18 protein-coding genes and 1 tRNA gene are annotated in these 20,547 nt (G+C 58.8%); 5 read left to right on the plus strand and 14 right to left on the minus strand.

The features are described from left to right. The 14 genes from kdsB to CXU21_RS00075 all read right to left on the minus strand — a co-directional run. The coding region (kdsB, locus tag CXU21_RS00005) for a 3-deoxy-manno-octulosonate cytidylyltransferase (protein WP_102724575.1) at positions 1-564 on the minus strand (564 nt) is incomplete at its 3' end. 97 nt (positions 565-661) lie between these two features. Beyond that, positions 662-2,131: an O-antigen ligase family protein gene (locus CXU21_RS00010; RefSeq protein ID WP_180972555.1), complete on the minus strand. Its 1,470-nt coding sequence runs from the start codon at positions 2,129-2,131 to the stop codon at positions 662-664. A gap of 124 nt (positions 2,132-2,255) precedes the next feature. Beyond that, positions 2,256-2,331 (minus strand) — tRNA-Ala (locus CXU21_RS00015). Positions 2,332-2,553: 222 nt separating this feature from the next. Next, entirely contained in the window at positions 2,554-3,606 is a 1,053-nt protein-coding gene (locus CXU21_RS00020; protein ID WP_102724577.1) for an acyltransferase family protein, read from the minus strand. Positions 3,607-3,627: 21 nt separating this feature from the next. Then, positions 3,628-4,692, minus strand: a complete 1,065-nt coding sequence (locus CXU21_RS00025; RefSeq protein ID WP_102724578.1) for a peptidylprolyl isomerase — start codon at positions 4,690-4,692, stop codon at positions 3,628-3,630. Positions 4,693-4,719: 27 nt separating this feature from the next. After that, complete coding sequence (locus CXU21_RS00030) at positions 4,720-5,814, minus strand: type IV pilus twitching motility protein PilT (RefSeq protein ID WP_102713821.1); 1,095 nt, start codon at positions 5,812-5,814, stop codon at positions 4,720-4,722. A 25-nt stretch (positions 5,815-5,839) separates the two neighbouring features. After that, on the minus strand, positions 5,840-6,922 hold the full coding sequence (locus CXU21_RS00035; protein WP_102713819.1) for a type IV pilus twitching motility protein PilT: 1,083 nt from the start codon (positions 6,920-6,922) through the stop codon (positions 5,840-5,842). Between the two features lie 343 nt (positions 6,923-7,265). Then, positions 7,266-7,610 carry a hypothetical protein gene (locus CXU21_RS00045; RefSeq protein WP_102713815.1) on the minus strand — a complete coding sequence of 115 codons (345 nt, stop codon included), beginning with the start codon at positions 7,608-7,610 and terminating at the stop codon, positions 7,266-7,268. Beyond that, positions 7,610-8,056 (minus strand): phage holin family protein, encoded by a 447-nt coding sequence (locus CXU21_RS00050; RefSeq protein ID WP_102713813.1) that lies wholly within the window; start codon positions 8,054-8,056, stop codon positions 7,610-7,612. The genes CXU21_RS00045 and CXU21_RS00050 overlap by 1 nt, the downstream gene beginning before the upstream one ends. Before the next feature lie 59 nt (positions 8,057-8,115). Further along, positions 8,116-8,442, minus strand: coding sequence for a DUF883 family protein (locus tag CXU21_RS00055; protein WP_102713811.1), 327 nt, complete (start codon positions 8,440-8,442; stop codon positions 8,116-8,118). 144 nt (positions 8,443-8,586) lie between these two features. After that, positions 8,587-9,570, minus strand: coding sequence for an MlaD family protein (locus CXU21_RS00060; protein WP_102713809.1), 984 nt, complete (start codon positions 9,568-9,570; stop codon positions 8,587-8,589). 18 nt (positions 9,571-9,588) lie between these two features. Continuing rightward, positions 9,589-10,407 carry an ABC transporter ATP-binding protein gene (locus CXU21_RS00065; RefSeq protein WP_102713807.1) on the minus strand — a complete coding sequence of 273 codons (819 nt, stop codon included), beginning with the start codon at positions 10,405-10,407 and terminating at the stop codon, positions 9,589-9,591. Between the two features lie 15 nt (positions 10,408-10,422). Further along, on the minus strand, positions 10,423-11,223 hold the full coding sequence (locus CXU21_RS00070) for an MlaE family ABC transporter permease (RefSeq protein ID WP_102713805.1): 801 nt from the start codon (positions 11,221-11,223) through the stop codon (positions 10,423-10,425). A gap of 75 nt (positions 11,224-11,298) precedes the next feature. Further along, positions 11,299-12,699: a hypothetical protein gene (locus tag CXU21_RS00075; RefSeq protein ID WP_102724579.1), complete on the minus strand. Its 1,401-nt coding sequence runs from the start codon at positions 12,697-12,699 to the stop codon at positions 11,299-11,301. A 176-nt stretch (positions 12,700-12,875) separates the two neighbouring features. Between CXU21_RS00075 and CXU21_RS00080 the strand changes: the two genes are divergently transcribed. The 5 genes from CXU21_RS00080 to ftsA all read left to right on the plus strand — a co-directional run bounded on the left by CXU21_RS00080 (position 12,876) and on the right by ftsA (position 20,543). Then, positions 12,876-14,726: an ABC transporter ATP-binding protein gene (locus tag CXU21_RS00080; RefSeq protein ID WP_180972391.1), complete on the plus strand. Its 1,851-nt coding sequence runs from the start codon at positions 12,876-12,878 to the stop codon at positions 14,724-14,726. Further along, the gene (locus tag CXU21_RS00085; RefSeq protein ID WP_102724580.1) at positions 14,720-16,504 is read left to right on the plus strand and encodes an ABC transporter ATP-binding protein; all 1,785 of its coding nucleotides are present in this window, start codon (positions 14,720-14,722) and stop codon (positions 16,502-16,504) included. Before CXU21_RS00080 ends, CXU21_RS00085 begins: the two co-directional genes overlap by 7 nt. Before the next feature lie 108 nt (positions 16,505-16,612). Next, complete coding sequence (locus CXU21_RS00090) at positions 16,613-18,574, plus strand: phospho-sugar mutase (RefSeq protein WP_102724581.1); 1,962 nt, start codon at positions 16,613-16,615, stop codon at positions 18,572-18,574. 126 nt (positions 18,575-18,700) lie between these two features. After that, positions 18,701-19,216 carry a peptidoglycan endopeptidase gene (locus CXU21_RS00095; protein WP_257997335.1) on the plus strand — a complete coding sequence of 172 codons (516 nt, stop codon included), beginning with the start codon at positions 18,701-18,703 and terminating at the stop codon, positions 19,214-19,216. 115 nt (positions 19,217-19,331) lie between these two features. After that, positions 19,332-20,543 carry a cell division protein FtsA gene (gene ftsA, locus CXU21_RS00100; protein ID WP_102713795.1) on the plus strand — a complete coding sequence of 404 codons (1,212 nt, stop codon included), beginning with the start codon at positions 19,332-19,334 and terminating at the stop codon, positions 20,541-20,543. The last annotated feature ends 4 nt before the right edge of the window (positions 20,544-20,547 follow it).

The following is a 20,547-nucleotide window of genomic DNA, read 5'->3' on the forward strand; positions in this document are numbered from 1 at the left end:
CCGGCGGTAGGCGTAAATGCCCAGATGGCGCAGGGGGGGGGTGACGCGGGGATGGCGGGCGTAGGGGATGACGGAGCGGGAAAAGTACAGGGCGTCTCCGTTGCGGGCCAGGGCCACTTTGACAATATTCGGGTTGTCCAAGTCTTCCTGTTCGCTGATGGGGCAGGCCACGGTAGCCATGGACAGGGCTTTATCGGAGACAAGGGCTTCCGCCAGGCTGTCGATCAGGGCCGGGTCAATGAGGGGTTCATCTCCCTGGATGTTGACCACATGGGTAGCGCCGGGGAAGGACTGGACGGCTTCCGCCAGGCGGTCGCTGCCGCTGGGATGGTCCGGGGAGGTCATGATTACCTTGGCGCCAAAGGCCGTGGCTGTATCGAAAATGCGCTGGTCGTCCGTGGCGATGGCAATGTCATCAAGGCGTGAACACCGGGAAACGCGTTCCCATACGTGCTGGACAAGGGGCTTGCCTGCAATGAGGTGAAGCGGTTTGCCCGGAAATCTGGAGGATCCCCAGCGTGACGGAATGAGGCCGATGATATGATGGAGAGAATCTGATGCCATGGAAAGAGGAAACGCTTCGGAAGCGTAACAACTCCCCCTGAATTAGTCCAGCCTCAAGCATCGGAGGGCCCGTTTTTCCGCAGGAACGGCGCCGTAGTCAGCCGGAAATGGCGGGAGTTCCCGCTAGTTGAGGTTTTTCCTCCGTCTTCCGGATGATGAGCGGCATGTATTCCCTGCGTACATGGAGGGGTACGTACAGTCCCTCCTTTTTGGCGCAAGAGAATAATATTTTGATGATGCCCAGGGAAATGATGTCCTGCGCAATGGTGACACTGTCCCCGAAGAGAAAGAAGAAGGTAATCGGCTTGATAATGTAGAGGGTTGAAACGTACAGGATTCCCAGCTTGTATTGGTGGTCGCGGTAGATTCTGCTGACAATCCATGCATAAGTTATACCGATGACGGACAGGATGGTGTACAGAGTCAGCCCCACGTAACCGAGCGTTTGAATGGTGGAGATGGGGCCACTGTGCCATATACCGTTCCAGGCAAAGGACGCCTGGTCCTGCGAGAGGTTGTAGGCTTCTTCATAAATGTTGGCTTTTACGATGCTGATATCCCGTGAGAATCCGTCTCCGAATACTTTGTCCTGGATGAAGTGTTCGCGATCGTCGAGCGCCCATTGCCACATTTCAAGACGCCAGTTCGTAGAGCCCTCCGCATCCATGCGGGCTTGTACATTGACGTCCAGGAAAGGGAGTGCGGAGAGGGTGCGCTGAACACCGAAAGGAAGGGAATGAAGGGCTCCTGCCGAGGACATGATCAGAAGCATGGCCATTCCGAAAACGGGGATCAGAATGCAGGATACCCATCTCCTGTAAATCAGGGAGACGAGGAAGAACAGGAGCAGCAACTGGGCCATCATGTTGCGGAAGCCGCTGAGCATGGCCCCGGCGAGCCCCATCAGGAGGAGGGCTGCACGCCAGGGACGCTTGATCATCTGCCATACGGAGTAGTTGATGATGACCAGCTGGACCACCAGCTGGGAAATGAGAAGGAGGGTGCCTTGCCGGGTGTTTTCCTGGCCAGGGCCGGCAGCAGCTGCCGCCGGATCTGCTCCGGCGGCATCCGGGGAGAGAATATTCCGGGCCGTCGTGATCAGCGTAGAGAGAATGACTAGGAGGATAGCCCATTGCAGCACTCTGCCGAATTGCTGGCTGGTGGTTTTCAGGGAGGAAAGGCAGAGGTAGGCAATCAGGGCTTGGAGGAACAAGATGTATCCCTTGCCTCCGTAATAGTCTTCCAGCACGTTCAGCCCCAGGCCGAAAGGATGGCTCAGGAAGATATAGGCGACGTGCATGAAGATGACAAGAACGGCAATATCCTGCAAGGGAGTGGAATTCCATGTCAGGGATGAACGCTTGATCATGACGTTCCATAGATAGAAAGGAACGGTGATGGTGTATGCCAAGAGGGGGGCATAGTCCGCCATCTGCCCTACAGGCAGGAAAATAATGGGCAGCCATATCCACAGGTACCACACTTTTTCCTTCATCAGGTATAGCCCGGCCAGGACGAAAGGGGAGACCGCCAGGGCAATGGAAAAGGGGTCTCCGTCCGCCGACATGACGCCGCCTATAATGGCAAGGAGAATGGCAACGACTGAAATCAGTACAACTTTAAATAAATTACCATTCATAGGGCTGCCCGTGATTCCCGCATATGAAGTAAAGGCAGGAAAAAGAGATGGATGGTGGAGTATAGGGGATTCGAACCCCTGACCTTCTCATTGCGAACGAGACGCTCTACCAACTGAGCTAATACCCCATGGGAAATACCGGAGGGAATCTAGTTGATCTCCTTCCCGAAAGCAAGCGTAATTCTTAACGTATGGCGAATAAGCCGGAAATCAAATTTGGAGGCTGGCCTGTTTTTACATTTTTTAACACGGATGGTTATAAACGCGAGCAGGCATGAAGAAGATTTTTTACTCCGAATGAGTTCCTGAAGAGATGCGGGATGGGATTTCAGCGGATTCTCTGAAAAACATCAATACCGGGGAATATCTTTATAGTTCCGGAAGAGGTAGAATGACCGTTTCAGTCTTGAAGAGAGCCATTTGCTGCATGGCTGTTCAATGCCGTAATGCAGGATGATTCCGACCACGATCAACAGCAGGCATGAGAAGAACCAGAAGAGGGTGGAATATGTTCCGTCGTGGTATTGCGTCCAAATATACTGCATGAAGTTCAGAACGGGGATGTGCATCAGAAAAATGGCGTAGGTCAGAAGGCTTGCCCGATTAACCAGATGAATGACGCCGGGCGGGATTTTCACGAACCGCGGCGCGTTGAATTTTTCCAGGGAACACGCACTGGAAATGGTCAGGATGGCTATCAGCGTGTCCGGCAGCAGAAAACCCATGGATATATTTTCTTCTCCAATCAAGAATGTCCCGATGAATGTTTGATAGAGAAGGTAACCTATTCCGCAAGCAAATATGGCAGGACTCCACGAAAAGAAACGTGCGTGCTTTTTATAAAGCCGTGCTGCATAACAACCTGCAAGGAACTGCCATAGGCGATAGGGAAAATAGGCGTAAAGCTGCTTATCCGGTTCCAGAAAGAAAATGCAGGCCAGCGCGGCTGCAAAACTCAGCGCCAGCATCAGGAGAAGATATTTGCGCCCGTATGCCACCAGAGGGAAAAAAAGTACCATGAGGATTTCAATCTTCATGTACCATAGAGGGTAATTGTCACCCGTGTATTGGTACACGAATTGATTGCCGCCGAATGAGGCGATGAGGACGCTGACCAGGTTATTGAAGTTAAAATGGCTTTTGTAGGACAGGAGCGCCGATAAGAGGAAGGCTGTGAACAATAACGGCCACAGGCGGCCAAATTTGGAGATATAGAAGGAGGAGGCGCTGAATTTTTCCTTCTTCAGCGTAAACATCATTAAAAAACCGGACAGGATAATGAACCAGTCCACACCCACGCCTCCTCCCGCGGGAGACCACCATGTCCAGTGGAAAAGGCAGATCATCAGGCACAGGAGGATTCGGATAAGTGAGATGCCCGGGATAAAGGCAGGGGGTTTCATGAAAATAAGGTATTAATGTCCCTACTTGTTCCGAATACGGTTCCTGAGGTGGCCTTCTTCAAGCAGGCCATCCATGTACAGGCCTACGGCCTGTGCTTTTCTGAGGCTCCGGGCCGCATTTTCCAGGGCCGGGAGAACTTCTTCATAGGAAGGGATGGCTCCTTTTTTGACGGGAGACGCTTCCACAATGTGCCATCCCCACCTGCTTTTAAGAAGCACGGGCTTGTGATCCGGAACGGCCGCCAGCTCCAGGCCCAGGGTTTCCGCCGCGCGGGCCGGATTGATCCAGCCCAGCTCCCCCCCCGCGGGTGCGGAACGTTCGTCTTCACTGAATTCCCTGGCAAGCCGGGAGAAGGTTTCCCCGGCTTGCAGGCGCGCCAGCAGCGTTTCCGCCGCCTGCTTAACCCGGGCGTCGTCCTTGTGCAGGGTTGCCAGAAAGATGTGCCGGGTTTTACGGAGATCAGGGGTTTTAAGCTGGTCGCGGATCAGGTCGTAATACGCCTTCAGGTCTTCGTCCGGCGGGTCCGCCGCCTGGGCCGTTGCCCGGTAGAGCTGTTCCGTCTGCTTGAGCCGCGCCGCTATTTTTTCCTGAAGCTGTTCCTGCGTCATTTTCTGGTCGTGCAGGGTTTTCAAGTATTGTTCCGTGTTTCCGTCAAAGCGGGAACGTATCTGTTCCACGGCGCGCGCGGCTTCCGCATTGCGGTTGGGGAGCTGAAGGTCATTCACCCTGGTTTTCAGCCGCAGTAGGGAGGAGGAAATCAGATCGTACCTGGCCCGCGGGGCAAGGTCACCGGCTACGTCCGGCTCATGGGTGAGCCTGATGCCGCCGTCCATGTCCAGCACGGGCGGCTGGCGCAGGAGCCGGAGTTCCGTCACTCTTCTGGAGAGCTGGTTGGCCGTGAGGGGTTCACCGTATACTTCCGCAATCCGGGCGGAGCTGTCTCCGGGCGGTCCCGGCATGGGTTTCAGATAGGCGTCCATCCGTCCGGCCAGGAAGCCGTGCCAGAGAAACAGGTCCCCCACCAGGTAGAGCAGGAACGCTCCGTAGATCACGAGCTTGAACGTGAATTTTCCAGTGGGGGACATGGGAAGGACAGGGAAGGGGCTGCGGGCCTAGTTTCCGCCGCCGGAGTCTGCCAGGCGGGCGGATTCCGGAGGAAGGAAGTTGCGGAACCTTTTCTTTTCAATGCACTTCATGTAGGCTTCCTCCGGAGAGACAATGCCCTGCTGGAGTTTTTGCCAGATGGCGTCATCCATGAATTGCATGCCCATGGATTTCCCGCCCACGATGACGTCCGGGATTTTCTGCGTGGCGCCTTCGCGGATGATGCTCGCCACGGCAGGCGTGGCAAAGAGGATTTCATTGACGGCTACGCGTCCCGGCTTGTCGCTGCGCTTCATCAGGAGCTGGGCCACCACGCCGCGGATGGAGCCCGCCAGCATGGTGCGCACCTGGGATTGCTGGTCGGACGGGAAGACGTCAATAATACGGTCAATGGTCTTACTGGCGTTGTTGGTGTGCAGGGTGCCGAATACCAGAAGGCCGGTTTCCGCCGCCGTGAGGGCCAGGGAAATGGTTTCCAGGTCGCGCATTTCACCCACCAGCACAATGTCCGAGTCTTCACGGAGGGAAGCCCGCAGGCCGTCCGCGAAGGAGGGCGTCTGGAGGGGCACTTCCCTCTGGGTGACGATGGATTTTTTATTGGGATGGACGAATTCGATAGGTTCCTCCACCGTGATGATGTGCCGTGACTGGTTGCTGTTGATGTAGTCAATGATGGCGGCCAGGGTGGTGGATTTACCGGAACCCGTGGGGCCCGTGACCAGCACCAGCCCGGACCTCATGTGGGCGAATTCCTTGACCACGGTGGGCACGCCCAGCTCTTCCAGCGTGGCGATCTTGGTGGGAATGAGACGGAAAACGGCTCCCAGGCCGTGCTGCTGCCTGAAGTAGTTGCAGCGGAAGCGGGAGGTTTCATCCATTTCATAGGCAAAGTCCAGGTCCCCTTCTTCCAGGTATTTCTGGAAGGCCTGGGGATCACAGATTTCCGCGAGAAGGTTTTTGAACGACTGGCCTTCCAGGTTCTCGTCGGAAATGGCGGAAATAGTCCCGTTGACGCGGATTTTTGGAGGCTGGCCTTCGCTGAGGTGAAGGTCGGAGCCGCCGGCTTCTACGAGATATTTAAAGTATTGGTCGATAACAGCCATAACAGGAGTGTGTCAAAATTAAAGGTTACTTGATTCCCAGGAAGGATTTCATGATGGTCTTGTCTTCCGCGCGGAAGAGGCAGTCGTCCGTGGTGATGAGTCCTGCCTGGTGCAGGGCTCTCAGGGAGTCGTCCATCAGGATCATGCCCTGGGCCTTCCCGGTCTGGATGCAGCCGGGAATCATGAAGGTCTTGCCTTCGCGGATGCAGTTGGCGATGGCGGGCGTATTGACCAGCATTTCAATGGCCAGGGCGCGGCCGTTGCCGTCCGCCCTGGGGACCAGCTGCTGGGAGATGATGCCGCGCAGGGATTCGCTGACCATGATGCGGATCTGGTCGCGCTGCTCCACGGGGAAGACGTCCAGCACGCGGTCCACCGTGCGGGCAGCGGAACCCGTATGCAGGGTGCCGAGCACCAGGTGGCCCGTTTCTGCCGCCGTAAGCGCCAGGGAGATGGTTTCCAGGTCACGCATTTCACCCACCATGATGACGTCCGGGTCTTCACGGAGCGCGCCGCGGAGCGCGCGGGCGAAGGATTCCGTATGCTTGTGCACTTCACGCTGGTTGACGTGGCAGTTTTTGGACGGGATCAGATATTCAATGGGGTCTTCAAGCGTGATGATGTGGTCGTGGCGGTCCTGGTTGATGAAGTCCACGATGGAGGCCAGAGTGGTGGATTTACCGGAACCCACGGACCCCGTCACCAGAATGAGGCCGTTGGTGTAGCGGGTGAGGGGTACCACATATTCCGTCGGCAGGCCGATTTCCTCCATGGTACGCACCCGCGTGTTGATGATACGGAAGCAGATGTCATAGCCCAGGCGCTGCTTGACCACGGAAGCGCGGTAGCGGCCGAAGTCGTTGGCATAGGCGAAGTCCACGTCCCCCCTCTGCTGAAGGCGGTTCCATTCCGGGTCTTCCAGAAAGCCCCTCGCCAGAACTTCCGTGTCCTGGGGCGTGAGATTTGGCGCTTCCTCCCAGATGGGGAGGAGCTGGCCGAACCGGCGCCAGGTGGGGCGGCTGTTGACGGCAAGGTGGATATCGGAACAGTCAAAGTCCTGTCCAAGCTTAAGATATCCGTCGACGTGGGGCAAAATGTATTCGCTCATGTTGTGAATGCAGCAAACTGATAAAGCTACATACTAACGAAAACGGGGCTTTTTTGACCAGCAAAAAATGATAGGGAAATGATTTCTGTGCGCCCGTCCTTCCGGGATCGCGGCAGGAAGCGCGGTTTTAAGGAAAAGGGAGGGCCGGGAGACTGCGGGGAGCTGAAGAAAACGCGCTCCCAGCCGCGCCTTTTCAGCTTGTTGAGCTCCTTGTTTCCAGGGATCGTCGCCCTTCACGGCAAAGGTAACCGGGCGGGAAAAACATCCCGGCAAGCCGTGTCCGCCGGCAGGATGTTTCCTGAAACGGTCCGGCGGGAATTCCGGCATTCACGGAAGGAGCCTGTTATTTGAACAGGCTGAGAAATTTTTTACCGGCCATGTCAAAGCCCATTTTTTTCAGGGAAGGGAAAGCCAGGGTAATCAGGATTTCAATGATGAAGCGGAAGATGGGGGAGTTTATCCAGCTTACGGAAGAATGCGGACGCGGCTGTGGGGCTGGATGACTTTTTTTACCCGTGAACATCCGGATCAGGAGAATGCCTCCCACGGTGCCTACAATGGAGCCGATCACGGGCAGGGACATGGCCCTCTTTTTCAGACGCCGGAAGTGGTCCGCCTGCTGCTGCGTCTTTTCCGCCAGAATATCCGCTTCATTGACGATATCCAGCCGGGATGAGGCCACCCGCATCAGGAGTGCGAGCTTTTCTTGAGAGCCATTTGCAGACATGATAAATCCGTTTTGAGTTCTTCCGCCGTCGCGGGGGCGATGGGCGTGACATGGGTGCGGCTGAAGAGGATGAGCGCCACGGCAGCCGCCAGAAGATGGAATCCGGTGGTTACCGCCAGTCCGGCGATGATTCCCCAGAAGTAAGCCATGACCATGGTCAGCAGGCACCACAGGAAAAGATAGCCGAAGACGGCCATGAAGGCGCCCAGCAGGAACAGGGCCATTTTTTTACCCAGTCTTTTGGACGCTTCCTCCAGCTCCAGCTTGAACAGGGCGGCCAGTGCTTCCACATGGGCCAGCGCCGCCGCTCCGGTTTCACGGAGGGACCGCACCATGGCCGCTCCTTCTTCCTTTTCCTCCACAATGGGGGTGACGAAGGTGCGCTTGAGTTTGTCAATCAGTCCCATGGCTCGGCTTGAAAGGGTGAGCGCGCCATGCGCCGGGGCGCATGGCGCGCAATGAGGGGTTAACGGCGGCGGATGAGCAGGCCGATGAGAAGGCCCACGCCCATGGCGATCAGCACGGACTGGGTGGGTTTTTCCTTCACGTATTCTTCACCTGCTTCATGGAATTGCTTGGCTTTGTCACGGATGACTTCACCCTTTTCCTGGGCGTAGTCACGGATGGTGGTGGCCTGTTCCGTAGCCGCTTTGCGGATTTGGTTCACTTTAGCCGCGGCGAAGGCTCTGGCCTGTTGAAATCTGGTAACGGCAAGCTCGCGTGCGGAAGGGCAGGAGCAGCTGGTGTCATTTGCTGCTGCGGTAGGTTCAAGTTCGGTTTGTTTGTCTTGCATGGTTGATTAGAGTATTAAGGGTTGGTTCCTGTTGAAAAACATGTCGGCTTACATGTTTTCGCCTCTCACATTAGGAATTATTTAGCACGCTCCCCACTATTGGCAAGTGTGTAAAGCGGCTTCAGCCGGAATTGTTCGCGTTCGTCAGCGGCGGCTTCCTGAAAAACCGCCGCGGGGGTCCGGCTTGATCTGGGGATCGTTCGGATTGCGGTAGCGCAGGATGCCGTAATCCCTCAGGTTGCGGATGAATTCCTGGGCATTGGAACGGAAGCGGGCATCGTAAAGTAGCAGCCCCAGGAAGCCCTGGTTCCTGCGCGCGTCCGCCGTAACGGAGGCTATTTGTTCAGACGCCTTGCGCAGGGCGGCCAGCGTGGGGGGGATTTCCTTGATGGCGGGGTCCAGGCGGTTGATTTTTTCTTCCGCCCCGGCAATGATCCTGCGCGCGTCCTGCACGGTGTCCTTCATGGCCGCCATCGTCGCGGGAAGCTGTTCGCCCGCTTTGTTCATCTGGGACAGCACGTTGCCGAGGTGCCGGAGGTTTTCCTGGCTCAGGATGCCTTCATTGATCAGTTTGGTGGTCTGGGCAAGTCCTTTGGCCGCTTCCCCGATGTTGAGGATGGCCTCGTCAATGTTGTCCGAATTCTTCTCAATCTGCTTGAGGATTTTCAGGATTTCCTCCGTAGCGCCCACGGCGTTGTTCTTGATCTTGCTGAAATCGCTTTCCGGCTGGCCGATGACCGTGGCGTGGGGTTCAATGTAGTCATGTGTGGGATGGGCGGGAGGGACAATGTCAATGTATTTGTCCCCCAGGATGTTCTGCATGTCCACGCGGAAGACGGAGCCTTCCTGGATTTTCACGTCGCTCTGGATATTGGCTTCCAGCATGACTTCATTGCCGGAGGGCAGCAGTTCGGGCGCCTTGGTGACCTTTCCCACCGTCACGCCGCCCAGGCGCAGCTGGGAGTCCTTGATGAGGCCTGCCGCATCCTTGAAGATGATGTTGATGGGATAGGTCTCTTCCTTGGAGGTTTTGATGTTGCCGAACCCCAGGATGACGCCGATGATCATCAGGATTCCGGCAATCAGGAAAATGCCCACCCAGGTTTCCGGCTTAAGTTTCTGCTTCATGGCGCTGTGGTAAAATGGTTATTGTTTCCGTTCACGTTCCGCCCGTTCCAGCAGAACCCGTTGAAAGTTTTCATGCCTGCCCGCCAGGGCAGACCAGTCTTCCCCGGAATCCCCGTACAGGAACCGTTGCAGGATTTCATCCGTGGAATGCAGGAGTTCTTCCGGTGTTCCCGTCCAGTAGACTTCCCCGTCCCTGAGATAGACGATTTTGTCCGCAATGCGGATCACGCTGGGCATGTCATGGGAGACGATGACGGTGGTGATTCCCTGGTCCTTGCATATCTGCCGGATGAGGAAGCTGATGCTGTCCGTGACGATGGGGTCCAGGCCTGCGGTGGGCTCGTCATACAGCAGGCATTCCGGCGTGGTGACGATGGCCCTGGCTACGGCCACGCGCTTGATCATGCCGCCGGAAAGGCTGGCCGGCATTTTTTCCTGCTGGCCCAGCAGGTCCACGGAGTCCAGGGCGGCGGAGATGCGGGCGTCCAGCTCCGTTTCATTCTTGATTCCTTCCTCCCGCAGGGGGAAGGCCACGTTTTCCCCCACGGTGAGGGAGTCAAAGAGGGCTCCCTGCTGGAACATGAAGCCTATTTTGCCGCGGATCTGCTTCTTGATTTTTTCCGGTGCGCCGCTGATGCGCCTGCCGTCTATTTCCACATAGCCGCCCAGCGGGTCCATCAGGCCGTCCAGATGTTTCAGGATGACGCTTTTTCCCGCGCCGGACCCGCCGATCAACGCCATCAGCTCCCCTTTTTCCACGTCAAAGCTGACGCCTTTCAGCACCTCCTGGGTGCCGAAGCTTTGTCTGAGCTGATGGACGCGGATGAACGGCTGCATGGCGGCGCGGACGGGTTATCTCATGAATCCCATGGGGAAGATGGAGTTGAGAATCATGGTCAGAATGAAGTTGGCAATGAGAAGGGCTACGGAGGCGTATACCATGGCCTGCATGGTGGATTTGCCCACGCCCACGGCACCGTTTGTGGTGCTCAGGCCCTCCCGGCAGGAAATGGTGGAGATGATGAGGCCGAAGACCAGGGCCTTGACCAGGGCCACGATGATGTCTCCCATGGTGACGAATTTGCTCATGAAGTGCATCCAGTAGGCCTGGTCCACGTTAAAGGACGTAATGCTGACGATGTAGGCGGAGGCGATGCCCACCAGTACGGCCTCCATCATCAGGATGGGCATGGAAATGAGCATGGCCTGAATGCGCGGTTTTACCAGGTAGTCCACCGGGTCCACGTTCATGGAGTTGAGCGCGTCCACCTGTTCCGTGACTTTCATGGTGCCGATTTCCGCCGCCATGGCGGACCCTACGCGGCCCGCGAGCATCAGCCCGGTGATGACGGGTCCCAGTTCCCGGAACATGCCCACGGCCACGACGGCCCCGCCCATGGTTTCCATCCTCACCGTCTGGAGCTGGAAAAGCGTCTGGGCTTCCAGCACGGCTCCGGTGAATGCTCCGGTGATGATGACCACCGGCTGGGACTGCACCCCGATTTTTGCAATTTGCTCCACAAGAACGCGCATCCGGAATTTGCCGGACCACATGCACGCCGTTACTTGGTAAAGCAGCAATCCGATTGACCCCAGGCGGTCAACCAGCCTTAGGGCGGCGCGGCCGACCATGGTGGCTAAATAGAATTGCATGGCTTCTACTAATCACTTCTTCCGCTGCAAGAGCAAGCGCAATGTGCGCCACGGGAAGAAAAGGAAGGCGCCGCGTCAATCCATCAGGCGATGGACGTAAGGCGTTTCCGGTTCGCCGGGAACGGAGCGCAGCAGGAGGCGCGGAGGCAGTTTCCGCCGCATCCATTCGGAGGCGCGGCCCTTCCGCTGCAGGCGGCGGATTTCCTGCTCCCGTTCCGGGAGCCTTTCCGCCAGCGGCGTGGCGGATTCATGATTCCGGTGCAGGCTTGCCAGGAGGCTGTCCCGTATGGCCGCCTCCGGCGCGGGGGAGAGGTGGCCGGGGAACAATTCCGCCAGTTCCGTTTCATATAAATCCCCCAGGGGCATGAAGTCTGCGGCCAGGGCTCCCGGCAGAAGCGGGGAATCCGTCATGAGGTCCGTTCCGTTCAGGGCGGAGAGCGGTAGCGCTCCTTCCTCCTGCGCCCACTGGCGCATGCGCCACATGACGGTGAAATGCTCATTGGGGCCCTCGTCTGCCGTATTTGCCGGGATGGTCCATTCTCTGGCATGGATGCCCAGCTTGTCCGCCAGTGCTTTCGCCCGGACCAGGTTCCGTTCCGGAATGCCGGGCAGGCGGGGAATGAGCCCCGTTATCTTCAGGGAGGGCAGCGCTTCTTTTAACAAATGGGCCAGCAGGGGTGAAGAGGGGCTTTCCAGCAGGTTCATGCAGGCGGAGCCGTGCCCGGTTTTCAGGATGAAATCCGCCATGCCTTTCCGGAGGGCTTGCCGCAGCTGTTTTTCCGGCGCGGGCAGGGAAAAGGCCTGGTGCGCGGGGGGTGAGGGAGAGATAACGGCGGAATCCCGCTCAAAGAGGCGCAGCCTGCCGAGGAAGCTTCCGCCGCCGGACCAGGCGGAAGACGCGCCGGGAAGCAGGAAGGGGCCCTCCGCCCCGGCCAGGCGTGAGGTGAACACGGGCAGTCCCGTTGCCTGTGCCAGACGGCGTTCTTCCTGTTCCTCCCGTTCCAGCAGCCCTTCACGCCACGCGCCGGAAGGCGTACGTAGCAGCAGGCAGGGGGCGGGAGAGGAGGATGCCCAGGGAAGAACGGAAAATCCGGCCTCCCCCGTGTTCTGGAAGACGCCGGAGACGGGGACGGAGCCCGCGCAAAATGCTGAATGGGGAATAACGGCTTCCTGCGGAAAGGAACGGCCGTTCCAGAGCAGGTGGAAGCGGAGGCCTTCCGCGTCCGCGGCGCCCAGCAGCAGCGGAACTTCCGTGATCTCCCTTGCCAGATAGGCCAGGGCCGCCCGGTGCTGGGACCGGAAGCCGCCGCGCAGGGCCAGTTCCCCGGTGTGCATGCCGCTGAGGGCCAGAGGCGGGCAGAGTACCAGCTCCGCCCCTCCGTCCAGGCAGGAACGGTACAGTTCCACGATGGTTCTGAGGTTCCGGGGGAAGTTGCCGGGAATGGTTTCCGGCTGGATCAGTCCTGTCTTCAGCATGTGCCGGCAGGTTAGACCATTCCGGGGAGCCGGGCAAGCCGGGATGCGCGGGGCCTTCCCCGGACTGTTCCTGCAGAGTTTTTTATCGCAAGGAGCTTGTCATTCATGGTCTCCATGGTATGATCTGCCCCGATTGCGCGCCGTCCGCTCTCGGGCGCATCAATCCGGAACTACTTATGAGGAAACAGTCAACACAGGGGCAGGAATCCTCCATGCAGCGCGCCGTGGCTCTGTGGCGCGAATATCTTCTCCCTTATAAAGGCACGCTGGTGTGGGCTGTGATAGGCGGCATGGTGGCCGCTGTCGCCAGCGGCTTTGGGGTTCCGGTGATTTTACAGGAAATGTTCCCCGTGATCTTTGACGGGAAGCCGCTTCCCCCGTGGGCGGAACGCGTCCTCCTGTGGTATGTGGAGCCGGAAAACCTGCCCTGGGTCACGGTATGGGCCACGGCGGCCATGCTGCCGCTGGTGGTGGTGGTCAAGGGCGTGTCTTCCTTCATCAATGTCTATTTGCTCTCCAAGATAGGGCTGGGTGTTCTGGAGACGCTGCGGCTCAAGGTGTACCGTAAATACCAGGATTTATCCCTGGCCTTTCATGACCGCCAGCAGAAGGGCGACCTGCTGAGCCGCCTGATGCAGGATACCCAGTTCCTCCAGGGAGGGCTGGTGCAGATTGCCAATGACCTGATTATCCAGCCCCTGACTCTTCTGGCGGCGCTGGGCTTCCTGATTTACCGGGCCTCCGTGAGCCAGCAATTCCTGATTCTGCTGGCGAACATGCTGCTGGTGGGCGTCTGCGTGATCCCCATCCGCTACATCGGCAAGAAAATGCTGGCCCGCGCGCGGGTGGTCCAGTCCAGCCAGGGTGATCTCTCCTCCACGCTTCAGGAAAATTTCTCCTCCCAGCGGGACATCCGCGCCTTTGAACTGGAACAGCAGCAGATCGGGTTGTTCAGGAGCAGGATTCACCGCTATATCCAGGCTTCCATCAGCGCGGTCAGGTGGCAGAGCCTGCTGACTCCCCTCATTGAATTCGTCAGTGCCATCGCCATGGGCGCCACCCTGTTTGTCGGCAATATGAACGGCATGAACATGGGGGACTTCGCCGCGCTGGCTACGGCCATGTACCTTTGCTATGAACCGGTCAAAAAACTGGGGGCCGTCCACAACAAGGCGGAAACGCTGAACGCCGGACTGGAACGCATCAACCATGTGCTGGACGCTCCGGACGACGTTCCGGAACCGGAAAACCCGAAGAGCCCGGAGGAATGGAAGGGGGAAGTGGAGTTCAGCAACGTGTGCTTCGGCTACCAGGCGGACGCCCCTGTCATGAAGAACATAGACATCCGCATTCCGGCGGGGCAGGTGGTGGCTTTGGTAGGTCCCAGCGGCGCCGGAAAAACGACGTTCATCAATCTTTTGTGCCGCTTTTACGACGTGCTCTCCGGGAGCGTGAAGGTGGACGGCATTGACGTGCGGGAGATGGGCAAAAAGGACCTGCTTTCCCACATCGCGCTGGTTTCCCAGTTCCCCGTGCTGTTCCGCGGGTCCGTGGCGGACAACATCCGCATAGGCCGTCCGGAGGCTTCCGACGCGGAGGTGGAGGAAGCCGGGCGCATGTCCGCCGTGGACAGCTTCATCAATGAAACAGGGGAAGGGTATGCCCGCATGATCGGTGAAATGGGGGAAGGGCTTTCCGGCGGACAGAGGCAGCGCGTTTCCCTGGCGAGGGCCTTTCTGAAAAACGCCCCCATCCTGGTGCTGGATGAAGCCACGGCTTCCCTGGACATGAAGAGCGAGGAACTTATCCAGAAGGAAATTGAAAAACTGGCTTCCGGCCGCACGGCCTTCATCATTGCCCACCGGTTCAGCACCATCCGCATGGCGGACCGCATTCTGGTGCTGGAAAAGGGAAGCATCATTGCGGATGGAACGCATGAGGAGCTCATGGTCTCCTCCCCCCTGTACAGGGAACTTTACAACAAGCAGCAGATGGTTGCGGAAGAGGAAGGAGGCGCTTCATGTTAAGACAATTCTTGGAATACGCGCGGTATTTGAAGCCCGTGATGAAGCTGTTCATCGCCGCGCTGGCCGCCGGGGCCCTGGCAGCCGCCGCCAGCGGGTTCGGCTTTCCGCTGATGATCGCCAAGGTATTTCCGGTGGTCTTTGACAATACCCAGATTCCTCCGGAGTTTCAGGACTTCCTGGCCCGCATGGTGGACCCGGAGCACATGCACATCGCCATCCTCGTGTCCGTCTGCTCCCTGCTGCCCCTGGTTTTCGCCATCCGGGGCATTGGCACGTTCTTCAACGTTTACTGGATCAGCATCGTCAGCATGAAGGTGCTGGAGGAAATCAGGCTGGACGCCTTTTCCAAGCTGCAAACGCTCCCCCTCTCCTTCATTGACCGCCAGAAGAGGGGGGACCTGATCAGCCGCCTCATCAATGACGCCGCCAACGTGCAGGGGGGCCTCGTGGTAGCGGCCAATGACATCATCAAGCAGCCGCTTACCCTGCTGACCGCTCTGGCATTCCTTGTATACAAGGTTTTTGTGGACCCGAATACGGCGGTGGTCCTGATGAATCTGGGGCTGATTGTCCTGGCGGTGTGGCCCATCCGCTTCTTTGGCCGCCGCGTGATGAAGAAGGCCAAGCAGGCGCAGGACGAGCTGGGCAATATCACGGCCGCCGCGCAGGAAAACCTGGCGTCCCAGCGTGAAATCCGTTCCTACGGCATGCAGGAGCAGCAGGTGGGCCTCTTCCTGGGACTCATCCAGCGGTTCTTCCGGATCAACCTGAGAACGGTGAAGTACAGGCACTTCCTGGTGCCGGTGCTGGAAATGGTGACGGCGCTCGGTCTGGGCATCCTGCTGGTGAGGGGACATGAAATGGGCATTACCAAGGCTGATTTCACGGCTCTGGCTGCGGCCCTGTTCATGTGTTACGACCCCCTCAAGCGCCTGGGCGTGACGCTGACCAACCTGAAAAGCGCGCATGCCTCCCTGGAGCGCATCAACTACCTGCTGAAGGAGCCGGACACCATGCCGGAGGCCGCAGACCCCGTTCCGCTGGGGCGCGCCACCGGACAGCTGGACTATGACGGCGTTTCCTTCTCCTATGACGGCGCGCGCAAGGTGCTGGACGGCATTGACGTTCATATCCGCCCCGGGGAAGTGGTGGGCCTGGTTGGACCCAGCGGCGCCGGAAAGACCACGTTCGCCAGTCTTCTGCCCAGGTTTTACGATGTAAGCTCCGGCGCCCTGCGCCTGGACGGCGTGGATGTGAGGGACGCTTCCCTGCACGATGTGCGCAAGAACATCGCCTTCGTCTCCCAGCATCCCGTGCTGTTCCACGGCACCATCATGGAAAATATCCGGATGGGGCGGCAGGACGCCACGGATGAGGAAGTGATGGAGGCGGCCCGCGCCGCCGCCGCGGACGGCTTTATCATGGGCATGCCGGACGGCTACCAGACCATGCTTGGCGACGGAGGCAGCGGCTTGTCCGGAGGCCAGCGCCAGCGCGTGGCGATTGCCCGCGCCTTCCTGAAAGACGCCCCCATCCTGATTCTGGATGAGGCTACCGCCTCCCTGGACGCGGAGAGCGAGGCCCAGATCCAGCATGAGCTGGACCGGCTGGTGGAAGGGAGGACGGCCCTCATTGTAGCACACCGCTTCAGTTCCATCCGCGTGGCGACGCGCATCCTGGTGTTTGAGGGAGGCCGCATCGTCGGGGACGGCACCCATGCGGAGCTTTACGCCTCCTGCCCGCTGTACCGGGAATTGTATGACCGCCAGTCCCTCTAAACCGGGGAGGGGCCGGGAGCGGAAGACTTTTTCCTGTGCCCGGATTTGGGCCCGCATGGCGATTTTTTCTCTGGCCATGATGGAAAGAGCTATTGTCAAACAAGAGCCATGATGTACTATTCCGCCAGCATGAATACACTGGATGAATCCCTGACGAATGCCGTTAAAGAGGGGAAGCTTTTGGAGTCTTCCCTGACCAATATCCGCCTTCTGCTGGCCGGAACCAAATCCCCCATTGCGCGGGAGGCTGTAGAAGAACTGGCTTCCGCCGGGGACTGGGAGGAATTGAATGACCGTTTTTACAAGACCCTGGCTTTCGGCACGGGAGGGTTGCGGGGCCGCACCATCGGCAATATCGTGACGAAGGCGGAGGAAGGAAACGGCGGCGTGAACGGGCGCCCGGAATACCCCTGCGTGGGCACCGCCTGCATGAACTACTTCAATGTGGGGCGCGCCATGCGCGGCCTGATCATTTATGTGAAGAAGCATGTGGAAGCCACGGACCCGGGCAGGAAGCCCCGGCTGGTCATTGGCCATGACACGCGCCACTTCTCCCGTGACTTCGCCGAATTCTGCGCGAAAATCGGCACGGACCTGGGCTGTGACATTTACCTGTTCGACAGTCCCCGGGCCACTCCGGAAGTTTCCTTTGCCATCCGTGAGCTGAACGCAGACTCCGGCGTGGTGCTTACCGCCAGCCACAACCCCTCCCATGACAACGGTTTCAAGGCCTACTTCAGTGACGGCGCCCAGCTTGTGCCTCCGCATGACAAGGCCGTGATTGAGGAAGTGAACTCCCTGACCTCTGAAGAATATGAACCCCTGCCGGAAGACCGGCGCGGCGCCCTCCACGTGCTGGACGCCTCCTTTGACCGCGTGTACATGGACCGCCTGAAAAGCGTGCTGCTCCGTCCGGAACTCTTCAGCAAGGGCGGCGCCAAAATCGTTTACTCCAACCTGCACGGCACGGGCGGCCACATCATCGTGCCCCTGCTGAAGGAACTGGGCTGCAATGTGCAGACCGTGGCGGCGCAGGACGTCCAGGATGGCCGCTTCCCGACGGTGGCCTCCCCCAATCCGGAAAATCCGCCGGCCCTGGCTCTGGCCATTGAGCAGGCGGACGCCTCCGGCGCGGACATCGTCATTGCCACGGACCCGGACGCGGACCGCATGGGCGTGGCCGTGCGCGGGGAAGACGGAAAAATGCACCTGCTGACCGGCAACCAGATCGGCTCCCTGCTGGCGTGGTACCGCTGCATGAGCATGTCTGACCTGGGCATCATCAATGACTCCAACCGTTCCCGCGCCGTGATGGTGAAAACCTTTGTGACGACGGGCCTTCAGGACGCCATCGGCCACCACTTCGGCTATGAAGTGGTCAACGTGCTCACGGGCTTCAAGTACATTGCCCAGAAGCTCGGCAAATATGAGGAAGCCATTCCGGCGGAAAAACGGAGAGACTACCGGAAGATGAGTGAGGAGCAGACGCGCGCCCTGCGCCTGGAATACAGCCGTTACTTCGTCTTCGGCGGGGAGGAAAGCTACGGCTATTTGGCCCAGGACTTCGTGCGCGACAAGGATGCCAACTCCGCCGCCATCATCTTTGCGGAGCTGGCCGCCTATGCGGAAAGCGTCGGCAAGAGCCTGCTGGAATTGCTGCATGAACTCTTTGAAAAATTCGGCGTGTACCTGGAAATGGGCAAGTCCCTGGTCATGGAAGGCGCGGACGGCGCGGCAAAAATCGCCGCCCTGTCCGCCTCCTACTCCTCCAATCCCCCCACGGAACTGGACGGGGTGGCCGTCAGCGGCATCCGGGACTTCTCCAAGGGTGACATGGTGGATGCGGAAGGGGACCCGATCCCCGCGGAAAAGATGATCTTTGTGGATCTGGCGGACGGACGCAGCTTTGCGGTGCGCCCCTCCGGAACGGAACCCAAGATCAAATACTACCTCTTTGGCCACGGGAAGCCGGGCGTTCCCGTGAAGGAAGCACTGCCGGCCGTCCAGGCCTCCCTGGACTCCCTGTGGGCTGCTGTTGAGAAGGATGCCCGCGCCCGTTCCAACGGCTAAATGTTGTTGATTTTTTCCCCCGTCTACCATGTAATGTGGACGGGGGAAATTTATTTTCTTGCCAAGGAAGCAGGAATTCCGCAGTTTATAGTTCTTATGACATTTGCGGTCCACAAAACTCTCTCCGTGGCCGGTGCCCTTTTGGCCGGCCTTCTTCTCTCCTCCTGCTCCTCCACCTCCCAACAAGTCGAAGCTCCGGCACGGCTTCCCGCCTACCACTTTGTGCCGGGAAAAACGGCCGTGCTGCACAACGGGAAGGCCATTCCCCCCAGGAATGCCCCCGCACAGGTAAAGCGCGCCATTGCGGCCGCCAATTCCCTGGTCAACAAGCCCTACCGCCTGGGCGGCGGCCACAGGAAGCACTATGATTCCCATTATGACTGCTCCGGCAGCACCTCCTTTGTGCTGAAGGAAGCCGGACTGCTCACCTCCACCCGCCATTCCAAGCTGTTCCTGAACTACGGGCAGAAAGGCGCCGGGGACTGGATCTCCGTCTATGCCAAGAACGGGCATGTCTTCATGGTCATCTGCGGCCTCCGGTTTGACACCACCGGAAGCGGCCGCCGTGGCGAAGGCCCCCGCTGGAGGGTGGACGGCCGCAATGCCCGGAACTTCCTGGTGCGCCACCCCACGGGTCTCTGATCCGGGCCTGCGCAACGGAAAACCGCGTTTTTTGCGTATGTTCGCGCAGGCTTTCTTGAACAATGGAAAGTAATGTGCTATCAGGTGCCAGGACGTTGATAGTTCCTTGACTTTCATGGCTAAGACAAAAATTCACGTAGGGCTTGAGATAGGGACAAGCAAGACTTGCATGGTCGTGGGCGAAGTAAAGCCTGACGCGACCGTGACGATCATCGGCGTGGGTGAAGTTCCTAGCGAGGGCGTGGTCCGCGGCGAGATTGAAGACACTTCCAAGGTCATCCAGTGCATTTACGATGCCTGGAATATGGCCCAGGACCATGCGGACGTGGACATCATGACCGTCTACCTGTCCGTGACCGGAGCCCACATCGTGGGGCAGAACAACCGCGGCACCTTCCGCCTGCCTCCGGATGAAAGCATCATCTCCCAGGAGCACATGGATGAGGTGACGGAAATCGCCCGTGACATTGCGCTGGGACCGGAACAATTCGTCCTGCACCGCGTGCCGGGTCTCTTCTCCGTGGACGGTCAGGAAAACCTGACCAACCCCGCCGGGCTGACCGGCAGGACGCTGGATATAGACTGCCACATCATCCACGGCATCAAATCCCGCATCACCAACTCCTTCCGCTGCGTGCGGGAAGTGCCCCTGGACATTGCGGATGTGGTCTTCGCCCCCATCGCCACGGCCCAGTTCGTGCTCAACAGGCAGGTCAAGCAGGCGGGCGCCCTCCTCATTGACATGGGGGCGGGCACCACGGACTACGTCCTTTACCTGGACGGCCAGCTGGTGGCCTCCGGCTGCGTGCCCCTGGGCGGCGACCATATTTCCAATGACATCACGCTGATGACCGGCATACCGCTGGCGCAGGCGGAACTGCTCAAAAAGACGGAGGGGGACGCCAACAGCTTTTCCGGAAAGACCAATGAAATGGTGCGCGTGCGCGGGGAAGGGAATATGAAGGACGCCGCCATTGAGCGCAACGTGCTGAATGAAATCATCCGTTCCCGCCTGCTGGAAATCTTCAACCTGGTCAAATCCTCCCTGCCTAAGGACACCTTCAAGGGCAACCGCTGCCACGGCGTTTACCTGTGCGGGGGCGCCAGCCTGATGCGCGGCGTGGGGGAACTGGCCTCCCACGTGTTTGGCGTGGCGATCAGCCGCCCCACGCTGGTCAAAAACGGAGCGCCTTCCTACCTGGATGACCCGCGTTACTGCACGGCCATCGGCCTGATACGGTACGCCCAGATTCTGGATGCCGAGCTGCCGCAGCAGCGGAGCTGGCTGGGGCGCGTGCTGGGCCTCTTCGGCAGGAAGAACTCCTGATCAA

It is taken from the genome of Akkermansia muciniphila (assembly GCF_002884975.1).
GTDB lineage: Bacteria > Verrucomicrobiota > Verrucomicrobiia > Verrucomicrobiales > Akkermansiaceae > Akkermansia > Akkermansia muciniphila_C.